14 protein-coding genes are annotated in these 16265 nt (G+C 71.8%); 6 read left to right on the forward strand and 8 right to left on the reverse strand.

The genetic code is table 11. The features are described 5' to 3' along the window. Genes A5712_RS28685 through A5712_RS28700 form a run of 4 tightly spaced genes read right to left on the reverse strand, consistent with a single transcriptional unit; the run spans window position 1 to window position 4137 of the window. A complete protein-coding gene (locus tag A5712_RS28685) occupies window positions 1-585 on the reverse strand; it encodes an ATP/GTP-binding protein (protein ID WP_068113569.1) in 585 nt (194 codons plus the stop codon). Next, a complete protein-coding gene (locus A5712_RS28690; RefSeq protein ID WP_068113571.1) occupies window positions 566-940 on the reverse strand; it encodes a DUF742 domain-containing protein in 375 nt (124 codons plus the stop codon). Before A5712_RS28690 ends, A5712_RS28685 begins: the two co-directional genes overlap by 20 nt. Window positions 941-946: 6 nt before the next feature. Further along, a complete protein-coding gene (locus A5712_RS28695; protein ID WP_068113573.1) occupies window positions 947-1351 on the reverse strand; it encodes a serine protease inhibitor in 405 nt (134 codons plus the stop codon). Then, window positions 1348-4137, reverse strand: a complete 2790-nt coding sequence (locus A5712_RS28700; RefSeq protein ID WP_156766817.1) for an ATP-binding protein — start codon at window positions 4135-4137, stop codon at window positions 1348-1350. Before A5712_RS28700 ends, A5712_RS28695 begins: the two co-directional genes overlap by 4 nt. A 255-nt stretch (window positions 4138-4392) precedes the next feature. Between A5712_RS28700 and A5712_RS28705 the strand changes: the two genes are divergently transcribed. Then, window positions 4393-4857, forward strand: a complete 465-nt coding sequence (locus tag A5712_RS28705; RefSeq protein ID WP_068113576.1) for a tRNA (cytidine(34)-2'-O)-methyltransferase — start codon at window positions 4393-4395, stop codon at window positions 4855-4857. A gap of 38 nt (window positions 4858-4895) precedes the next feature. Further along, window positions 4896-5222, forward strand: coding sequence for a YciI family protein (locus A5712_RS28710; RefSeq protein ID WP_068113578.1), 327 nt, complete (start codon window positions 4896-4898; stop codon window positions 5220-5222). 1 nt (window position 5223) lies between these two features. Here A5712_RS28710 and A5712_RS28715 read toward each other — a convergent pair whose 3' ends face one another. After that, window positions 5224-5868 carry a nitroreductase family protein gene (locus A5712_RS28715; RefSeq protein ID WP_068113581.1) on the reverse strand — a complete coding sequence of 215 codons (645 nt, stop codon included), beginning with the start codon at window positions 5866-5868 and terminating at the stop codon, window positions 5224-5226. A 23-nt stretch (window positions 5869-5891) separates the two neighbouring features. Between A5712_RS28715 and A5712_RS28720 the strand changes: the two genes are divergently transcribed. Beyond that, the gene (locus tag A5712_RS28720; RefSeq protein WP_068113678.1) at window positions 5892-6302 is read left to right on the forward strand and encodes a TIGR03667 family PPOX class F420-dependent oxidoreductase; all 411 of its coding nucleotides are present in this window, start codon (window positions 5892-5894) and stop codon (window positions 6300-6302) included. A 68-nt stretch (window positions 6303-6370) separates the two neighbouring features. Here the strand turns inward: A5712_RS28720 and A5712_RS28725 are convergent, their stop codons facing one another. Both A5712_RS28725 and A5712_RS28730 read right to left on the reverse strand, forming a co-directional pair. After that, window positions 6371-6709 (reverse strand): hypothetical protein, encoded by a 339-nt coding sequence (locus A5712_RS28725; protein ID WP_068113584.1) that lies wholly within the window; start codon window positions 6707-6709, stop codon window positions 6371-6373. 149 nt (window positions 6710-6858) lie between these two features. Further along, window positions 6859-10155 carry an error-prone DNA polymerase gene (locus A5712_RS28730; protein WP_068113587.1) on the reverse strand — a complete coding sequence of 1099 codons (3297 nt, stop codon included), beginning with the start codon at window positions 10153-10155 and terminating at the stop codon, window positions 6859-6861. Between the two features lie 168 nt (window positions 10156-10323). Between A5712_RS28730 and A5712_RS28735 the strand changes: the two genes are divergently transcribed. The 3 genes from A5712_RS28735 to A5712_RS28745 all read left to right on the forward strand — a co-directional run bounded on the left by A5712_RS28735 (window position 10324) and on the right by A5712_RS28745 (window position 15342). After that, window positions 10324-11649, forward strand: coding sequence for a wax ester/triacylglycerol synthase domain-containing protein (locus tag A5712_RS28735; protein ID WP_068113590.1), 1326 nt, complete (start codon window positions 10324-10326; stop codon window positions 11647-11649). 41 nt (window positions 11650-11690) lie between these two features. Beyond that, window positions 11691-12803, forward strand: a complete 1113-nt coding sequence (gene otsB, locus A5712_RS28740) for a trehalose-phosphatase (protein ID WP_082973708.1) — start codon at window positions 11691-11693, stop codon at window positions 12801-12803. 118 nt (window positions 12804-12921) lie between these two features. Further along, entirely contained in the window at window positions 12922-15342 is a 2421-nt protein-coding gene (locus A5712_RS28745; protein WP_068113597.1) for a PE family protein, read from the forward strand. Here the strand turns inward: A5712_RS28745 and A5712_RS28750 are convergent. Continuing rightward, entirely contained in the window at window positions 15339-16208 is an 870-nt protein-coding gene (locus A5712_RS28750; RefSeq protein ID WP_068113599.1) for a MaoC family dehydratase, read from the reverse strand. The genes A5712_RS28745 and A5712_RS28750 overlap by 4 nt on opposite strands. Window positions 16209-16265 lie beyond the last annotated feature (57 nt).

Below are 16265 nucleotides of genomic sequence, written 5' to 3' on the forward strand. Positions count from 1 at the left end.
TCAGCTCGCGGCAAGGGTTTCCAGCGCGTATTCGCTGACGGCTATCAGCGCGTCGGTCGCGGAGCGGCGATCCCTGGCGTCGACGGTGATCACCGGGATGTGCCGGGGCAGCGTCAGCGCCTCGCGCACCGCCTCGACGGGATAGCGTGGCGCGCCGTCGAATTCGTTGACCGCGATCAAGAACGGCAGCTTGCGGTGTTCGAAGAAGTCGACCGCGGCGAAGCTGTCCTGCAGGCGGCGGCAGTCGACCAGGACGACCGCTCCGATCGCGCCGCGCACCAGGTCGTCCCACATGAACCAGAACCGGCGCTGACCCGGCGTGCCGAACAGGTAGAGCACCAGCTCCTCGTCCAGCGTGATGCGGCCGAAATCCATTGCAACCGTGGTGGTCTTCTTGTCCGGGGTGGCCTCGAGCATGTCGACGCCTTCCGATGCGTCGGTGAGCATCGCCTCGGTGCGCAGCGGCATGATCTCCGAGACCGCCCCGACGAACGTGGTCTTGCCGACCCCGAAACCGCCTGCGATCACGATCTTCGTCGAGGCGTGCGCGCGGGAACCGTGCGCGTCAGAGTGCGCGTAAGCCACGCAGGGTCCTTCCTATGAGTTCGTGGCGCTCGTCGCGGGTCGAACGCTCGCTCAACGTCCTATGCACCCGAAGGTAGCCGGACAGCACCAGATCACCCACCAGGACGCGCGCGACGCCGACCGGTAAATCCAGCCGGGCCGAGATCTCCGCGACCGACGGGCTGTTGACGCACAGTTCGATGATCTTGCCTCTCGCATCGTTCGGTGGCCATCGGTGAGCGAGGCCGGGGTCCAACGTCTGTATCGGCGCTTCCAACGGAAGGTCGACGTCGGTGCCGGTCCGCCCGGACGTCAGCGTGTACGGACGGACCAGGTTCGCCTCACGTGGTGCCGGCCAGTGCTCGCGTCTGTCCATCGCGGGTCACTGGTACTGCTCTGCGGATCGGCGGGTGGACTGAACCACCCCGCCCACCCGTTCGACGAGTATGGCCATCTCGTAACCGATCTGGCCGATGTCGCAGGACGCCACGGCCAGCGTGGCCAGATGCGAGCCGTCGCCCACCCGCATGAGCAACAGGTAGCCGTTGGACATCTCGACCACGGACTGCAGCACCTGGCCGCCCTCGAACAGCTGCGCGGCGCCGGTCGCGAGGCTGGCCAGGCCGGAGGCGACCGCGGCCAGCTGGTCGGCCCGCTCGCGCGGCAGGTGTTCGCTGGCGGCGACCGGCAGCCCGTCGACCGACACCAGCAACGCGTGCGCGACGCCGGGGACCTCGCGGGCGAACTTCGTCACCAGCCAGTCCAGCGAGCTGTCCGGAGCCGTCATTCCTGATCCGATCCTTCACTCGTCTCGCGGGCGTGCGACCGTCCGGAGCGCACGCCGCCGAAGTGGCTGCTGAACGAGGCCCGCACCGCCTCGGGGTCGCGCCCCGCGGCGGAGTGCCGCGCGAGGCCGTTGGATCCCACCAGGGACCCCTCGTCGCCGTCCGGCCGCTCCTCTTCGGTTGTGTCCGTCCCGTTCGCGGCGCCGGGCACCAGCCGGGCCCCGGGCTCGCGGACCGGCAGCCCGTGCTCGGTTTTCGCCTCGACGGGCTTGTCCTCGGCCGCGGCGGCCAACGACCAGCCCCGGTCCCAGACCGACTGCCAGTCCAGGTCGGGGCTGTTGACCAGGTCGTGCGGGTCGCCCAGCATCTCCGACAGCATCCGACGGTAGATGACGTCGTCATCGGCCGGCGCCTCCGGGGCTTTCGGGATGCTCGGGGCCGAGGCGACGGGCGGCGGGGTTTCGCTTGGAGTCGCGGCGGCCTGGGCGCGCGCGGCGAAGAACGCCGACGTGTCCGACACCGCCGCGGGCTTGGCCGGCCTCGGTGGTGGCTCCGGCTCTGGTCGGGGCTCGGGCTCGGGCTCGGGCTCGGGTTGCTCGCCCTCCCACCACGGGGTGGTCAGCTCGCGGCGGTCCCGCCGCGGCAGCTGCGCGACCGGCTGGGGAGCCTCCGGCACCGCCGAAACGTCCGCGATGCCGCTGGAGCCCGGATTGCGGCGCGGCAACAACGTAACCGGCGGTCCCGACGCGTCGGCGCCGTTCTGGCCGGCGGGCTCGGGCGCGGCCGGCGCGCCTGCGGGGTCCGTCGTCGCCATGGCGTTGGCGAGCTGGGTGCTCGGCGACGACACCGACCCCGGCCGTCCCTGCGGCCCCGCCGAGCCGGCCAGCACCGAGGGCGGCAGGTAGACCTCGGCCGTGGTGCCGGCGCCCGCCTCGTCGCCGGCCGGGCCGCGCAGACCTACCCGGATGCCGTGCCGGGCTGCGATCCTGCCCACCACGAAAAGCCCCATGTGCCGGGCGTTATCGGGCGTGACGTCGCTGCCGGACCGCAGCCGCATGTTGGCGATGCGCCGATCGGCGTCATTCATGCCGAGGCCGGAGTCGGAGATCCGGAGCACGACTCCCCCGTCGCCGCCGCGTCCGGCGGAGATCCGGACGGTCGTCGTCGGCGGCGAGTAGCGCAGGGCGTTGTCGATCAGCTCGGCGAACAGATGAATGACGCCGCCCGCCGCGGCGCCGACCAGCGCGCAGTCGGGCAGGCCGGACAGCTCGACCCGGCGGTAATCCTCGACCTCGGAAACCGCGGCGTTGATCACCGTGGACAGCGGCACCGGGTCGCGCTGGTCGCGGGCCAGCTGTGCGCCCGCGAGCACCAGCAGGTTGGCGCTGTTGCGCCGCAACCGGGCCGCCAGGTGATCCAGCCGGAACAGGTTGTCCAGCCGTTCGGGGTCCTCCTCGTTGCGCTCCAGCCGGTCGATCAGTATCAGCTGCTGGTCGACCAGGGAACGGTTGCGCCGCGACATCGTCTCGAACATGTCGTTGACCAGCAGGCGCAGGCGCGCCTCGTCACCGGCGAGCAGCAGGGCCTGGGTGTGCAGCTCGTCGACCGCGTGGGCGACCTGACCGATCTCCTCGGTGGTGTACACCGGCAGCGGCTGCGGAATCGGTTCGGCGCCACCGGCTTTGACCCGGGCCACCTCCTCCTCCAGGTCGGTGTGGGCGACCTTGAGCGCGCCGTCACGCAGGACGCGCAGCGGGCGCACCAGCGCGCGCGCCACCAGCAACACGACGAGCAGCGCGATCACGATGACGGCCAGCACCAGCGCGGTATCACCGATCGCGGCGTTGCGGCGATCGGTGGCCTCGGCGTGCACGGACTTGGTCACCGACGCGGTGGTGTCGTTGATGACCTGCTCGGCGATCCCGTCGGTGGTCTCGATCGAGCGCAGCAGGTCGGGGTTGTCGACCAGCGCGCTGGCCGGATCCGACATGATCGCCATCCGGGTTACCATCTGCTGCTGCAGCGTCTTGGCCTCGGCCGACCCGGCGCCGAGCACCTCGCTCATCCCGAACAGCGTCGACGGCTCGGTGCCGGCCAGGGTCATCATCGAGGTCCGCAGCTGCGGCTCGGGAAGGTCGGCCCCGCGGGTCACCAGGATCTGCTGCATCGTCATCTGCCCGCGGGCGCCGACGGCCCGGCTCAGCGCCTGGGCTTGGGCGCGGATCCGCTCGTTGCCGACGTGCACCGACGCGTTGATCACGTCCTCGGCCGTCAGCAGGATCGGGGCGTAGGTGGTGACCCGGTCCCGCAAACCGATGCTGTTGTCGGCGACCTTGTCCAGCAGGCCCGCGCCGCCGTTCAGTAGCGTGCTCACCCCGGACCGGACGTCGGGGGTGACGTCGGTGTCGGCCAGCCGCTGCTGCAGCTCGTACTTGCGCGCCTCGTAGTTCTTCTTGGCGCCTTCGACGTCGCGCCCGGTCGAGCTCGCCAGCAGCGCGACGTCCAACGCCGACATGTATTTGGTGATCGCCGGCAGCACGTCGGCGCGAGCGGCGGCCAGCCGAAGGCCGCTGGCGTTGGCCATCGCGTCCTTGATGCGCAACCCCCCGAACGCGGTCGCCAACAGCAGCGGTACCAGCACAATCGCCAGGACCTTGTAGCGGACGGGCCAGTTGCTGGGCGACCAGCTGGGCGGGCGTTTGGCCTGCCGGCCGTCGGCGACCGGGGTTTCGGTGTATTGCGGCGCGTCCGCCTCGGCCGCGTGGGCCGGGCGGGTGAACATGGTCACTTGTCTGCGGCCGCGCGACGGGCCGCTGCGCCGATTATCAGCGCTCGGTGAAACGAGAGGCTCATGAGACTTTCCTGCTTAATTCCGCCTACCCCACGCAGTCGGCGCCAGCGATAAACACCTGGCAATCCGACGAGTATGACAGCCCGCGGCCGAGGTCTCCACAATTCCTACTGAGTACGCAGAGCCCTCCAAGGTTGGCTCGCGCGCGGGGATGCAAGTCTGGCAAACAAATTGGCCTGTCATGATCGGCAGATGTTCCGGCTGATGTTTGTCACCCCGCGCATCGCTCCCAACACCGGCAACGCCATCCGGACCGCGGCCGCCACCGGCGCCGAATTGCACCTCGTCGAGCCCCTCGGCTTCGACCTGTCCGAGCCCAAGCTGCGGCGTGCCGGCCTGGACTATCACGACCTCGCGTCGGTCACCGTGCACGCGTCGCTGCGCGCGGCGTGGCAGGCGCTGGCGCCGGAGCGGGTGGTCGCCTTCACCGCGCACGCGACGACGTCGTTCGCCGACGTCGACTATCACGCCGGCGACGTGTTGATGTTCGGGCCGGAACCCGACGGGCTGGACGCGGCGACCCTGGCCGACCCGCACATCACCCGGCAGGTGCGCATCCCGATGCTGGCGGGCCGGCGCTCGCTCAACCTGTCCAACGCGGCCGCGATCGCGGTCTACGAGGCCTGGCGCCAGCACGGGTACGCCGGGGCCGTCTGACCCGATGAATTCCGGCCCGCCGCCGGGTCAGCATCGATATGGCTACCTTCATCACGATCGGTTACGGGGACAAGGCGGGATACGACCGCGTCAGCGACGAATGCAAGGCGACCGCGCACGCGCGCGACGACGCCCTGCGCGCGGCGGGAGCGCTCATCGGAATCGCCGGACCTCCCGTGCGGGTGCGCAACCCGGGGGGCTCCGGCGTGCGGACGGAGCCGGGGCCCTACCTGCAATCGACGCTGCCGATCGCCGGGTTCATGGTGCTGGAGGCCGAGAGCCTCGACGCGGCGATCGAGCGGGTGAGCCAGACGCCGTGTGCCGTCGCGCACGGCGTCGTCGAGGTGTGGCCGCTGTCGAGCTGACTTACCAGCTGTTCCAGTGCGTGAGCTGCTCGGCGGGCAGGCGCTTGGCCGGCCGGAAGTCGGTGCCCTTGGTGTAGGCGATCGGGAACAGCCCGCCCTGGCTGTACTGGTCGTACGGGATGCCGAGCACCTCGGCGGCCTGCTTTTCGCCGTCGCGCAGCAGGTGCAGCGTCGTCCAGCAGGAGCCCAGGCCCCGCGAGCGCAGCGCCAGGCAGAAGCTCCACACCGCGGGAAACAGCGACGCCCAGAACGACACGCCGCCCAGCGGCGACTTGTCCTCGCGGCCCTCGATGCACGGGATCATCAGGACCGGCGCCTCGCCCATGCGCTCGGCGAGATATGTCGCCGAATCGCGGACCTTGCCCATCCGCTCGCCGCGGGTGTCGCCTTCGGCGTACTGGGCTCCCGGCGCGGCGAGGTAGCCGCGGGCGTTGGCCAGGTAGATGTCGCCTATCGCCTTCTTCTTCTCGGCGTCCTCGACGAACACCCACTGCCAGCCCTGCGAGTTGGAGCCGGTGGGCGCCTGCAGCGCCAGGTCCAGGCATTCCATCAGCACCTCGCGGCCGACCGGCTTGTCGAAGTCGAGGCGCTTGCGCACCGAGCGGGTGGTGGTGAGGACTTCATCGACGGACAGGTTGAGGGTCATGTGTGGAGACTACATTCGGGTCCATGAGCGTCGAACTGACACAAGAGGTTTCCGACAGGCTGACGTCGGATCACTACGGCTGGCTGACGACGGTCGCGAAGTCCGGGCAACCGGTCCCGCGGCTGATCTGGTTCTACTTTGATGGCGCAGACCTGACGGTCTATTCCACGCCGCAGGCGGCCAAGGTCGCCCACATCAAGGCGCACCCGCAGGTGAGCCTGAACCTCGACTCCGACGGCAACGGCGGCGGCATCATCGTCATCGGCGGCATCGCCACGGTGGACGCCACCGATGTGGACTGCCGCGACGACGAGCCGTACTGGGCCAAGTACCGCGACGCGGCGACGAGATTCGGCCTGACCGACGCGATGGCCACCTACAGCACCCGATTGAAGATCACGCCGACGAAGGTGTGGACGACGCCGACGGGCTGAGCCGATTTGGCTTCGCCGAACGTGCAGCCACGGTGGAGATCTCGCCACCACCCGGCTGACCCCCGAGATCAGGGCGGGGGCGGCCCCCCGGGCGGAATCGCCCCGCCGCAGCCGCCGGGCGGCGGCGGCCCCGGAAGGGGTTCGTCCCCGCCGACGCAGTCGTAATAAAATTGCGGGCCGACTATCCAGGTTTTCATCCATTGGTGCCAAAACGACCCGTCCGGGTACTTCTCGCCGTCGCACACGGCCAAATTGCCGTAACCCCATCGACCCCCGGGGCAGAAGCCCTTCGTCATGTCCGGCTGGTGCGGGTCGGGCGGATCGGCGCTGGCCACCGCGGGGGAAAGAACAAGCGCCGCAGCACAACCCAATATCGCGGTGCCGCGGCGAGCGAGCCTGAATTTCATTTCGACTCCCTTGAATCAATACAGCCGATTCCAAGCTACCTTTCGAATAGCTTACGACGCGGCGGATTTGCTGTGCGCCTTTCCGTGCAAGAGGCACGGCGACCGCCAAAACCGCGCCGCCAGTGCACGTTCGACGCGGGTGGCTCGGCTCAGCGGAAGTCGCGCGACTTCGAGCCGACCGCCAGGGTGATGCGGCCCAGCCGCTCGGCCACGACGGTGACGGCGCCGCTGGCGTTTTGCACCTGCCCGCGGATCAGCAGCGCGGGCGCGGTGTTGGCCAGCTTGCGGTGGCGCGCCCACACCCCCGGCGTGCAGAGCACGTTGACCATCCCGGTCTCGTCCTCGAGGTTGATAAACGTCACTCCCTGGGCCGTCCCGGGCCGCTGCCGATGCGTCACCGCACCGGCGATCAGCACGCGGTCGCCGTCGGGCACGGAGCCCAGCGCGTCGGCGGGCACCACGCCCATCGCGTCCAGGTCCGCCCGCAGGAATTGCGTCGGGTAGCTGTCCGGGGAGATGCCGGTGGCCCACACGTCGGCGGCGGCCAGCTCCAGCTCGCTCATCCCCGGCAGCGCCGGGATGTGCGACGACGAGCCCACGCCGGGTAACCGGTCCGGGCGTTGGGTGGCGGCGGCCCCGGCCGCCCACAGCCCCTCGCGCCGGGACATGGAAAAGCAGCCCAGCGCCCCGGCCGTGGCCAGCGCCTCGGTCTGCGGCACGGATAGCTGCAGCCGGGTGGTCAGGTCCAGCAGGGAGGCGAAGGGGCCATTGGCTTTTCGCTCGTCGACCAGCCGCTCGGCGAGGTCGTCGCCGATGTGGCGGACGGCACCCAGGCCGAGCCGGACCTCCGTCCCTTCGTTCTCCAGCGTGGCGTGCGCCAGGCTGGCGTTGACGTCCGGGCCATGCACCGTCACGCCGTGTCGGCGCGCGTCGGCCACCAGCGACTGCGGCGAGTAGAAGCCCATCGGCTGCGCGCGCAGCAGCGCCGCGCAGAACGCCGCCGGGTGGTGCAGCTTGAACCACGACGAGTAGAACACCAGCGACGCGAAGGACAGCGCGTGGCTCTCGGGGAACCCGAAATTGGCGAAGGCTTCCAGCTTTTCGTAGGTCCGGTCGATCACGTCGTCGGGGGCGCCGTGCAGTTCGCGCATGCCGTCGTAGAACCGGCCGCGCAGCCGTCGCATCCGCTCGGTCGAGCGCTTGGAGCCCATGGCGCGGCGCAGCTGGTCGGCCTCCGCGGCGGAAAACCCGGCGCAGTCGACGGCGAGCTGCATGAGTTGTTCCTGAAAAAGCGGCACGCCCAGCGTCTTTCGCAGCGCGGATTCCATGGACGGGTGGTCGTAGACGACCGGGTCGATGCCGTTGCGCCGGCGGATGTAGGGGTGCACCGACCCGCCCTGGATGGGTCCGGGTCGGATCAGCGCGACCTCCACCACCAGGTCGTAGAACACCCGCGGCCTGAGCCTGGGCAGGGTGGCCATCTGGGCCCGCGACTCCACCTGGAACACGCCGACGGAATCGGCGCGGCACAGCATCTCGTATACCGCCGGCTCGGAGAGGTCGAGGCGGGCCAGGTCCACCTCGATCCCCTTGTGTTCGGCCACCAGGTCGATGGCGTAGTGCAGCGCCGAGAGCATGCCCAGCCCGAGCAGGTCGAACTTCACCAGACCGATTGCCGCGCAGTCGTCCTTGTCCCATTGCAGGACGCTGCGGTTCTCCATGCGCGCCCACTCCACCGGGCACACGTCGGCGATGGGGCGGTCGCAGATCACCATGCCGCCGGAATGGATGCCCAGGTGCCGCGGCAGGTTCCGGATCTGGTTGGCCAGGTCGATCACCTGCTCCGGGATGTCCTCGATGTCCGGCGCTGGGTCATTTGAATTGGGGCCGAGCCCGTTCCAGTGGCTGATCTGCTTGCTCCACGCGTCCTGCTGCCCCTGCGAAAAGCCCAGGGCGCGGGCCATGTCGCGCACCGCGATCCGGCCCCGGTAGGTGATGACGTTGGCGACCTGAGCGGCGTAGTCCCGGCCGTACTTGTCGTAGACGTACTGGATGACCTTCTCGCGCTGGTCCGATTCGATGTCCATGTCGATGTCGGGCGGCCCGTCGCGGGCCGGCGACAGGAAGCGCTCGAACAGCAGCTCGTTGGCCACCGGGTCCACCGCGGTGACCCCGAGGGCGTAACAGACCGCGGAATTGGCCGCCGATCCCCTGCCCTGGCACAGGATGTTGTTCTGGCGGCAGAACCGGGCGATGTCGTGCACCACCAGGAAGTAACCCGGAAACGTCAGGTGCGCAATGACTTTCAGCTCGTGCTCGATCTGAGCGTACGCGCGCGGCGCCGATTCCGGGAGCCCGTAACGCTCGCGCGCGCCCGCCATGGTCAGCTGCCGCAGCCAGCTGTCCTCGGTGTGCCCGGCGGGCACGTCGAACGGCGGCAGCTGCGGCGCGATGAGCGCCAGCCCGAACGCGCACTGCTCGCCGAGCTCGGCGGCGGCCGTCACCGCATCGGGGCGCCAGGCGAACAAGCGGGCCATCTCGTCGCCGGAGCGCAGGTGTGAACCGCCCAGCGGGGCGAGCCACCCGGCGGCCGAATCCAGGGACTCCCGGGCCCGGATGGCGCCCATCGCCATGGCCAGCCGCCCGCGCGACGGATCCGCGAAATGCGCTGCGGTGGTGGCGACGACGCCGACGCCGAAGCGCGGCGCGATCCCGGCCAGCGCGGCGTTGCGTTCGTCGTCGAGCGGGTGACCGTGCCGGGTCAGCTCGACGCTGACCCGGTGCGCGCCGAACCGGTCCACCAGGTCGGCCAGCGCCCGCTCCGCCGCGTCCGGCCCGCCCTGGTAAAGCGCCTGGCGCACATGGCCTTTGCGGCAGCCGGTGAGGATGTGCCAGTGCCCGCCGGCGGCCTCGGTCAGCGCGTCGATGTCGTAGCGCGGCTTGCCCTTCTCCCCGCCGGCCAGGTGCGCCGCGGCCAGTTGCCGCGACAGCCGTCGGTACCCCTCCGGGCCGCGGGCCAACACCAGCAGGTGGGGGCCGGGCGGGTCGGGCTGCTCGGTGCGGGCGCCCGGCCCCAGCGAGAGTTCGGCGCCGAAGACGGTGGGCAGCTCGAGTTCGGCGGCCGCCTCGGCGAACCGCACCGCCCCGTACAGCCCGTCGTGGTCGGTCAGCGCCAGGGCGCGCAGGCCCAGCCGGGCGGCCTCCTCCACCATCTCCTCGGGGGTGCTGGCGCCGTCGAGGAAGCTGAACGCCGAGTGCGCGTGCAGCTCGGCATACGGGACGGAGGAGCGGGCCGGCCGGGTGTCGTCGGGCGGCTGATACGTCCCGCGCCTGCGCGACAACGGGGCGTCCTCGGGAGGATCCGCCGGCGCGCCGGCGTGGCGCGGCTTGCCGTCGAGCACCCGCTCCATTTCCGACCAGCTCAGCGGCCCGTTAAACCAACCCACGTCGCCGAGTCTACTCGAATGTATGTTCGATTTAACCCTGGCTCGTGACAACAGTTGTTAAACGGATCTTCAACTCCTAAACAAGGTCTTAACGCTGCGGGGCCTACCGGGCATAACCTGCCGCGCAGATACTGGTACAAGATCAAAATTCGACGGCGGGGACTGAGCATGGCGCAGGTGAAGACACTGGACACGGCGTTCCCCGATCAGCATGCCAGCCTGGCGATCGGGGCGGTCGCCATCGTGGACGGTCCGGCCCCCGATGACGAACTACTGAAAGATCTGCTGGCGCAACGACTTCCGTCGATTCCGCGGTGCACGCAGGTGCTGCGAACCCAGGACTTCGAGTGGATGGACTGCCCGGGGCTCGATTTCGCCCATCACGTGCGCCGGGTGGCGGTTCGGCGACCGGGCGATGACGCCGAATTGTCGCGGGCCATCGCCCATGCCCTGGAGCGCCCCCTCGACCTGGACCGTCCGCTGTGGGAGTGCTGGGTCATCGAGGGGCTGCGCGGCAACCGGTGGGCGATCCTGATGAAGGTCCATCACTGGCTGGCCGACGGCCACTCCGCCGCCCACCTGCTCACCCGGCTTTGCGACGACGCCGAGCGCGACACGTTCGCCAATCACGCGGGCCCGAAGGGGATTTCGCCGACGCAGGACGACAAGCGCGGCTGGGTCGACGCGCTCGGGCGGGCTGCGGGGCTGGCGGACTCCCTCGTCGGGGCGATATGGCCGGCGGCGCGGCCCGCGGTCGGCGCGGTCACCACCATGCGTAAGTACGGCACCGTGCGGGTGCCGCGCGCCGACGTCGACCGCGTGTGCCGCAAATTCGGGGTGACCGTCAACGACGTTGCCCTCGCGGCCATCACTGAGGGCTTCCGCACGATGCTGCTGGGCCGCGGCGAACAACCGCGGGCCGATTCGCTGCGCACGCTGGTGCCGATGCCGATGCGATCGGCCATGCTGCCGTATCTGCCCGTCGAGCACGAGGACCCCGTGCAGCTGTTGCGGGCGGTGCACGACCTTTGGAAAGCCCAGAAGGCCGAGCACACCGACGAGCCCGGCCTCGTCGAGTCGGCGCTCAACATGTTGCCGACGATGTTGCGCAGCAACGTGATACAACTGCTGGCGCGGCTGCCGCAACGCGCGACCGTGACGCTGGCGACCAACGCGCCGGGTCCCCGCCACCAGCTGCGGCTGATGGGCCGGACGTTGGAGCGCTTCCTGCCGATTCCCCCGACCGCCGTGCGGCTGAGCACCGGGGTGGGCGTGCTCAGCTACGGCGACGAGGTGGTGTTCGGCATCACCGGCGAATACGACGCCGCGGCCGACGTCAAGCGGCTGGCCGCCGGCATCGAACTGGGTGTGGCGCGGCTGGTCGCGCTGAGCCAGGACTCGGTGTTGCTGTTCAGCAAGGACCGCCGGCGCAGGAGCAAGGCCCGCGCGTTTCCGAACCGGTCGCTGCGGGCGCACCCGTCGTCGCTGCGCTGACCCGGACCCGGTGGCCGTGGTCACCGTGAGAGGGTGGATCGGTGCCCACCTTGGAGCCGGTCACCATCGACCCTCGCCGTCACGACGCGGTGCTGTTCGACGCCGCGTTGGGGTCGACCGACGTACTGGTGGGTCGGCTGCACGACGTGGGCGTCGATACCGGCGGCTTTTCGTCGAGCGACGAGCTCGGGCGTGCGGGCGTGCGGCCGGGCCGGAGCGTCGTCATCGCGGGCGACGCGGCCGTCGTCCGGGCGGCGCGCGAGCACGGGTTCGCGTTGGTCATCGGTGTCCGCCCGGCGGTTGACGCCGACGCGGTCGTCGACGACCTCGACCAGATCGCTGTGCGCACCGGGGACCGCCGGATGTCGGAGCTGCCGGACGCGCTGGAGGCGCTCGACGCCCTGGCCGCCCGCGGGCCGGCCGTGTTCTACGACTTCGACGGCACGCTGTCCGAGATCGTCAACGACCCGGACGCCGCGAGGCCGGTCGCCGGCGCCGTCGAGGCGCTGGGGAAGCTGGCCGCGCAGTGCCCGGTGGCGGTGCTGTCCGGACGCGACCTCGCCGACGTGACGCAGCGCCTGGGCGTGCCCGGCATCTGGTATGCCGGCAGCCACGGCTTCGAACTGACCGCCCCCGACGGGACACACCACCAGAACGAGGACGCGGCGGCGGCCGTGCCGGTGCTCGAACAGGCGGCCGCCGAGCTGCGCGACAAGCTCGGGTCCATTCCCGGTGTCGTGGTGGAGCACAAGCGTTTTGGCGTCGCCGTGCACTACCGCAACGCCGCCCGTGATCGCGTCGCCGAGGTCGCCGCGGCGGTGCGGACGGCGGGCCGGCGCGACGCGCTTCGGGTGACCACGGGCCGCGAGGTCATCGAGCTGCGCCCGGACATGGACTGGGACAAGGGAAAGACCCTCCGCTGGGTGCTCGAGCACCTGAGCGAGGACGGCCCCCTGGTGCCGATGTATCTCGGCGACGACATCACCGACGAGGACGCGTTCGACGCCGTCCGCGCGGACGGTGTCCCGATCCTGGTGCGGCACAACGAGGACGGTGACCGCGCCACCGCCGCGCTCTACGCGCTGGACACTCCCGCGCAGGCCGCCGAGTTCACCGACCGGCTGGCGGAGCGGTTAAAAAGCACCCGCACGTAACCGATCACCTTCGGTCTGCTGACCACGGTCATTCCTGCGAATGGTCTGGGCGTCGGCGTATCTCCGAGCGCGGGGTACGCAAACCCGCTAGGCTTCCCGCCGACTCGGGAGGTCAGCTATGTCGTTTGTATCCGCGAGCCCGGACGTGGTGGCGTCGGCCGCAACGGACTTGGCGGGAATCAGGTCGGCGATCGGTTCGGCCAACGCCGCCGCCGCCGCGCCGATAGCGCAGGTGCGGGCCGCGGCCGCCGACGAGGTGTCTACGGCCATCTCCGCGCTGTTCGGCGAATACGGCCAGGCATATCAGGCGTTCAGCGCGCGGGCGACCGCGTTCCACGACCAATTCGTGCAGCTGTTGAATGGCGCCGGCCTGTCCTACGCCGCCGCCGAGGCCGCCAACGCCTCGCCCCTGCAGACCCTCGAACAGGACGTGCTCGGCGCCATCAACGCGCCCACCCAGACGCTGCTGGGACGCCCGCTGATCGGCAACGGCGCCGACGGGACGGCGGCGAGCCCGAACGGCCAGCCGGGTGGGTTCCTGTATGGCAACGGCGGCAACGGCTACACGCAATCCGCCGGGTCCGGCCTGAGCGGCGGCAACGGCGGGGCCGCCGGGCTGATCGGCAACGGCGGTCTCGGCGGCAACGGCGGCAGCGGCACCACCGCCGGGATGGCAGGCGGCAACGGCGGGGCCGGCGGTCGCGGCGGCTGGCTGCTCGGCAGCGGCGGCGCCGGCGGCAACGGCGCGGCCGGCGCGACCGGCACCTCCGGCGGTGTGCTCGGCGGCGCGGGCGGCAACGGCGGCAGCGGCGGAGCGGGCGGTGCGGCCGGGCTGTTCGGGGGCAACGGGGGCGCCGGCGGATCCGGCGCCGACGGCGGAACCGGCGGTGCGGCAACCGGATCCGGTGCCACGGGTGGCCAGGGCGGCAGCCCCGGCAGCGGCGGGACGGGCGGCCGCGCCGGGCTGGTGTGGGGCGACGGCGGGACCGGCGGGAGCGGCGGGGTCGGCGGCAACGGCGGGCAAGCCGGGACGAGCGCCACGCCCGCCCCCAATGCGGTGAGCGGCAGCGCGGGCAGTGGCGGAGCCGGCGGGGCCGGCGGGACCGCCGGGCTGTTCGGAGGCAGCGGCGGCGCCGGCGGCCACGGCGGCGCCGGCGGTACCGGCGGGACCGCCTGGGGCGGCTTCAGCCCCGGCCCACAGAGCGCCGGTAACGGCGGCGCCGGCGGCGCCGGCGGGGCCGGCCAAAGCGCCGGACTGCTCTGGGGCAACGCCGGCGCCGGCGGCGCCGGCGGCGACGGCGGGGTCGCCGGGAGTCTCCGCGGCAACGGCGGCACCCCGGGCGGCGCCGGCGCCGCGGGCAACGGCGGTGGCGGCGGCAACGCGGGGTTGTTCGGCAACGGCGCCGCGGGCGGAAACGGCGGACAGCCCGCCGACAACGGCGGCGGCGGGGCCGGCGGCAACGGCGGCCGCGGCGGGTGGCTCTACGGCAACGGCGGCGGCGGCGGCAACGGCGGCAACGTCAACGTCCAGCAGGGCACCGGCGGCAACGGCGGCGGCGGCGGGGCCGGGGGTGCGGCCGGGCTGTGGGGCAACGGCGGCGCCGGCGGCACCGGCGGCGACGGCCCGCCGAACAGCATTCTGACCGGCGCCCCCGGCGATGGGGGCCGCGGCGGGGCCGGCGGAGCCGCCGGCTTGCTGGTCGGCGACGGCGGCGCCGGCGGGCACGGCGGGGCCGGCGGGGTCAACGGTTCCAATGCCGGCTCGCCGGCCGGCACGGGCGGCGCCGGCGGCAACGGCGGCCGGGGCGGGTACCTCTCCGGCAACGGCGGAACGGGCGGCGCCGGGGGCGCCGGGGGCGACAACGTGGACAACGGGGCCGGCGGCGACGGCGGCCTTGGTGGCGCCGGCGGCAACGCCGGACTGATCGGCGCCGGCGGTCACGGCGGCCAGGGCGGGGCCGCCGGGAACGAAGCCGGCGGCAACGGCAGGGGAGGCTTGGGCGGCAACGGCGGTGGCGGCGGAACCGGCGGGTTGCTGTCCGGCAATGGCGGCGACGGCGGTTCCGGCGGGCTGGGCGGCAGCCAAACCGCCCACAGTGTCGGCAGCGGCTACTTCGGCGGGAACGGCGGGAACGGCGGCAACGCCGGGCTCTTCGGCGCCGGCGGGAACGGCGGCGCCGGCGGGAACGGCGGAAACACCAACGGCCCGGCCAACGGCACGAACGGCACCAACGGCGGTGACGGCGGCGGCGGCGGGAACGGCGGCACCGCCGGCGCCCTCTACGGCAACGGCGGGGCCGGCGGGATCGGCGGGTCCGGCGGGAACAACACCGGCACCGCCACCGGCGCGACACGCGACGGCGGCAACGGCGGCGCCGGCGGAGCCGGCGGGGGCGCCCAGACCGTCGGCAACGGCGGTGCCGGCGGCAACGGCGGGGCCGCCGGCACCGGCCCCACGGCTTCCGGAACCCCCGGAACCGGCGGCGCGGGCGGCAAGCGCGGCTCGCTGTTCGGCACCGCCGGCAGCAACGGGACCTAGCCCGCGTACTCCACGGCGCCGTCGTCGAGCACCACGCGCGCGGGGCTGCCTTCGGCGCCGGACGCCTCGGTGCGGAACACGGCCTTGCCGGGCTCCGTCCGCCAGATCAGCGTGGTCAGCGTCTCGCCGGGAAACACCGGCGAGCTGAACCGGGCGTCGATCGAGGTGACGTTGGCGGCCACCCCCTTGCCCAGCTCGGCGACCAGCGCGCGGCCCGCCACCCCGTAACTGCACAGCCCGTGCAGGATCGGCTTGGGGAACCCGGCCAGCTCGCGGGCGAACCACGGGTCGCTGTGCAGCGGGTTGCGGTCACCGGAGAGCCGGTAGATCAGCGCCTGATCCTCGCGGGTGGGCAGCGGGAGGCGCGCGTCGGGCTCGCGGTCGGGGATCTCCGGCGCGACCGGCCGCTGGCCGGGCACTCCCCCGAAACCGCCCGCGCCGCGCACGACGAAGGTCGTCGTCGTTTCGGCGATCAGCGTCCCCGAGTCCGGGTCGGTGCCGCGGGCGCGCAACATCACGACCGCGTTCTTGCCCTCGCCCTTGTCCTGAATGTCGGTGACCTCGGAGACCACCGACAGCTTCCCCGCGGGCGGCAGCGGCGCGTGCAACCGGACGCCCTGCGATCCGTGTAAGAGCATGGCCCAGTTGAACGTTCCGATCCTGCCCGCCGCCCCGAAGGCCGGGCAGCAGATCACCGCGTAGGTGGGCAGCACCTGCTGGGTGATGTCATGGCTGTTCTCGGTGGTGAACGACAGGTCGTCGGTGCCGCAACCGACGCCGAGCGCGTAAAGCAGCGTCTCCCGGTCCGTCCATTCGAACAGCATGGGGTCGCTCATCGCGCCGACCGCACTCGGGTCAATCGCCATAGGGGGCTCCTTTCGAGGATTTTCTGCACCTAACCATCGCAAACCCTTCCCCCCGGC

The sequence above is a fragment of the Mycobacterium sp. E2327 genome (assembly GCF_001672675.1).
Lineage (GTDB): Bacteria > Actinomycetota > Actinomycetes > Mycobacteriales > Mycobacteriaceae > Mycobacterium.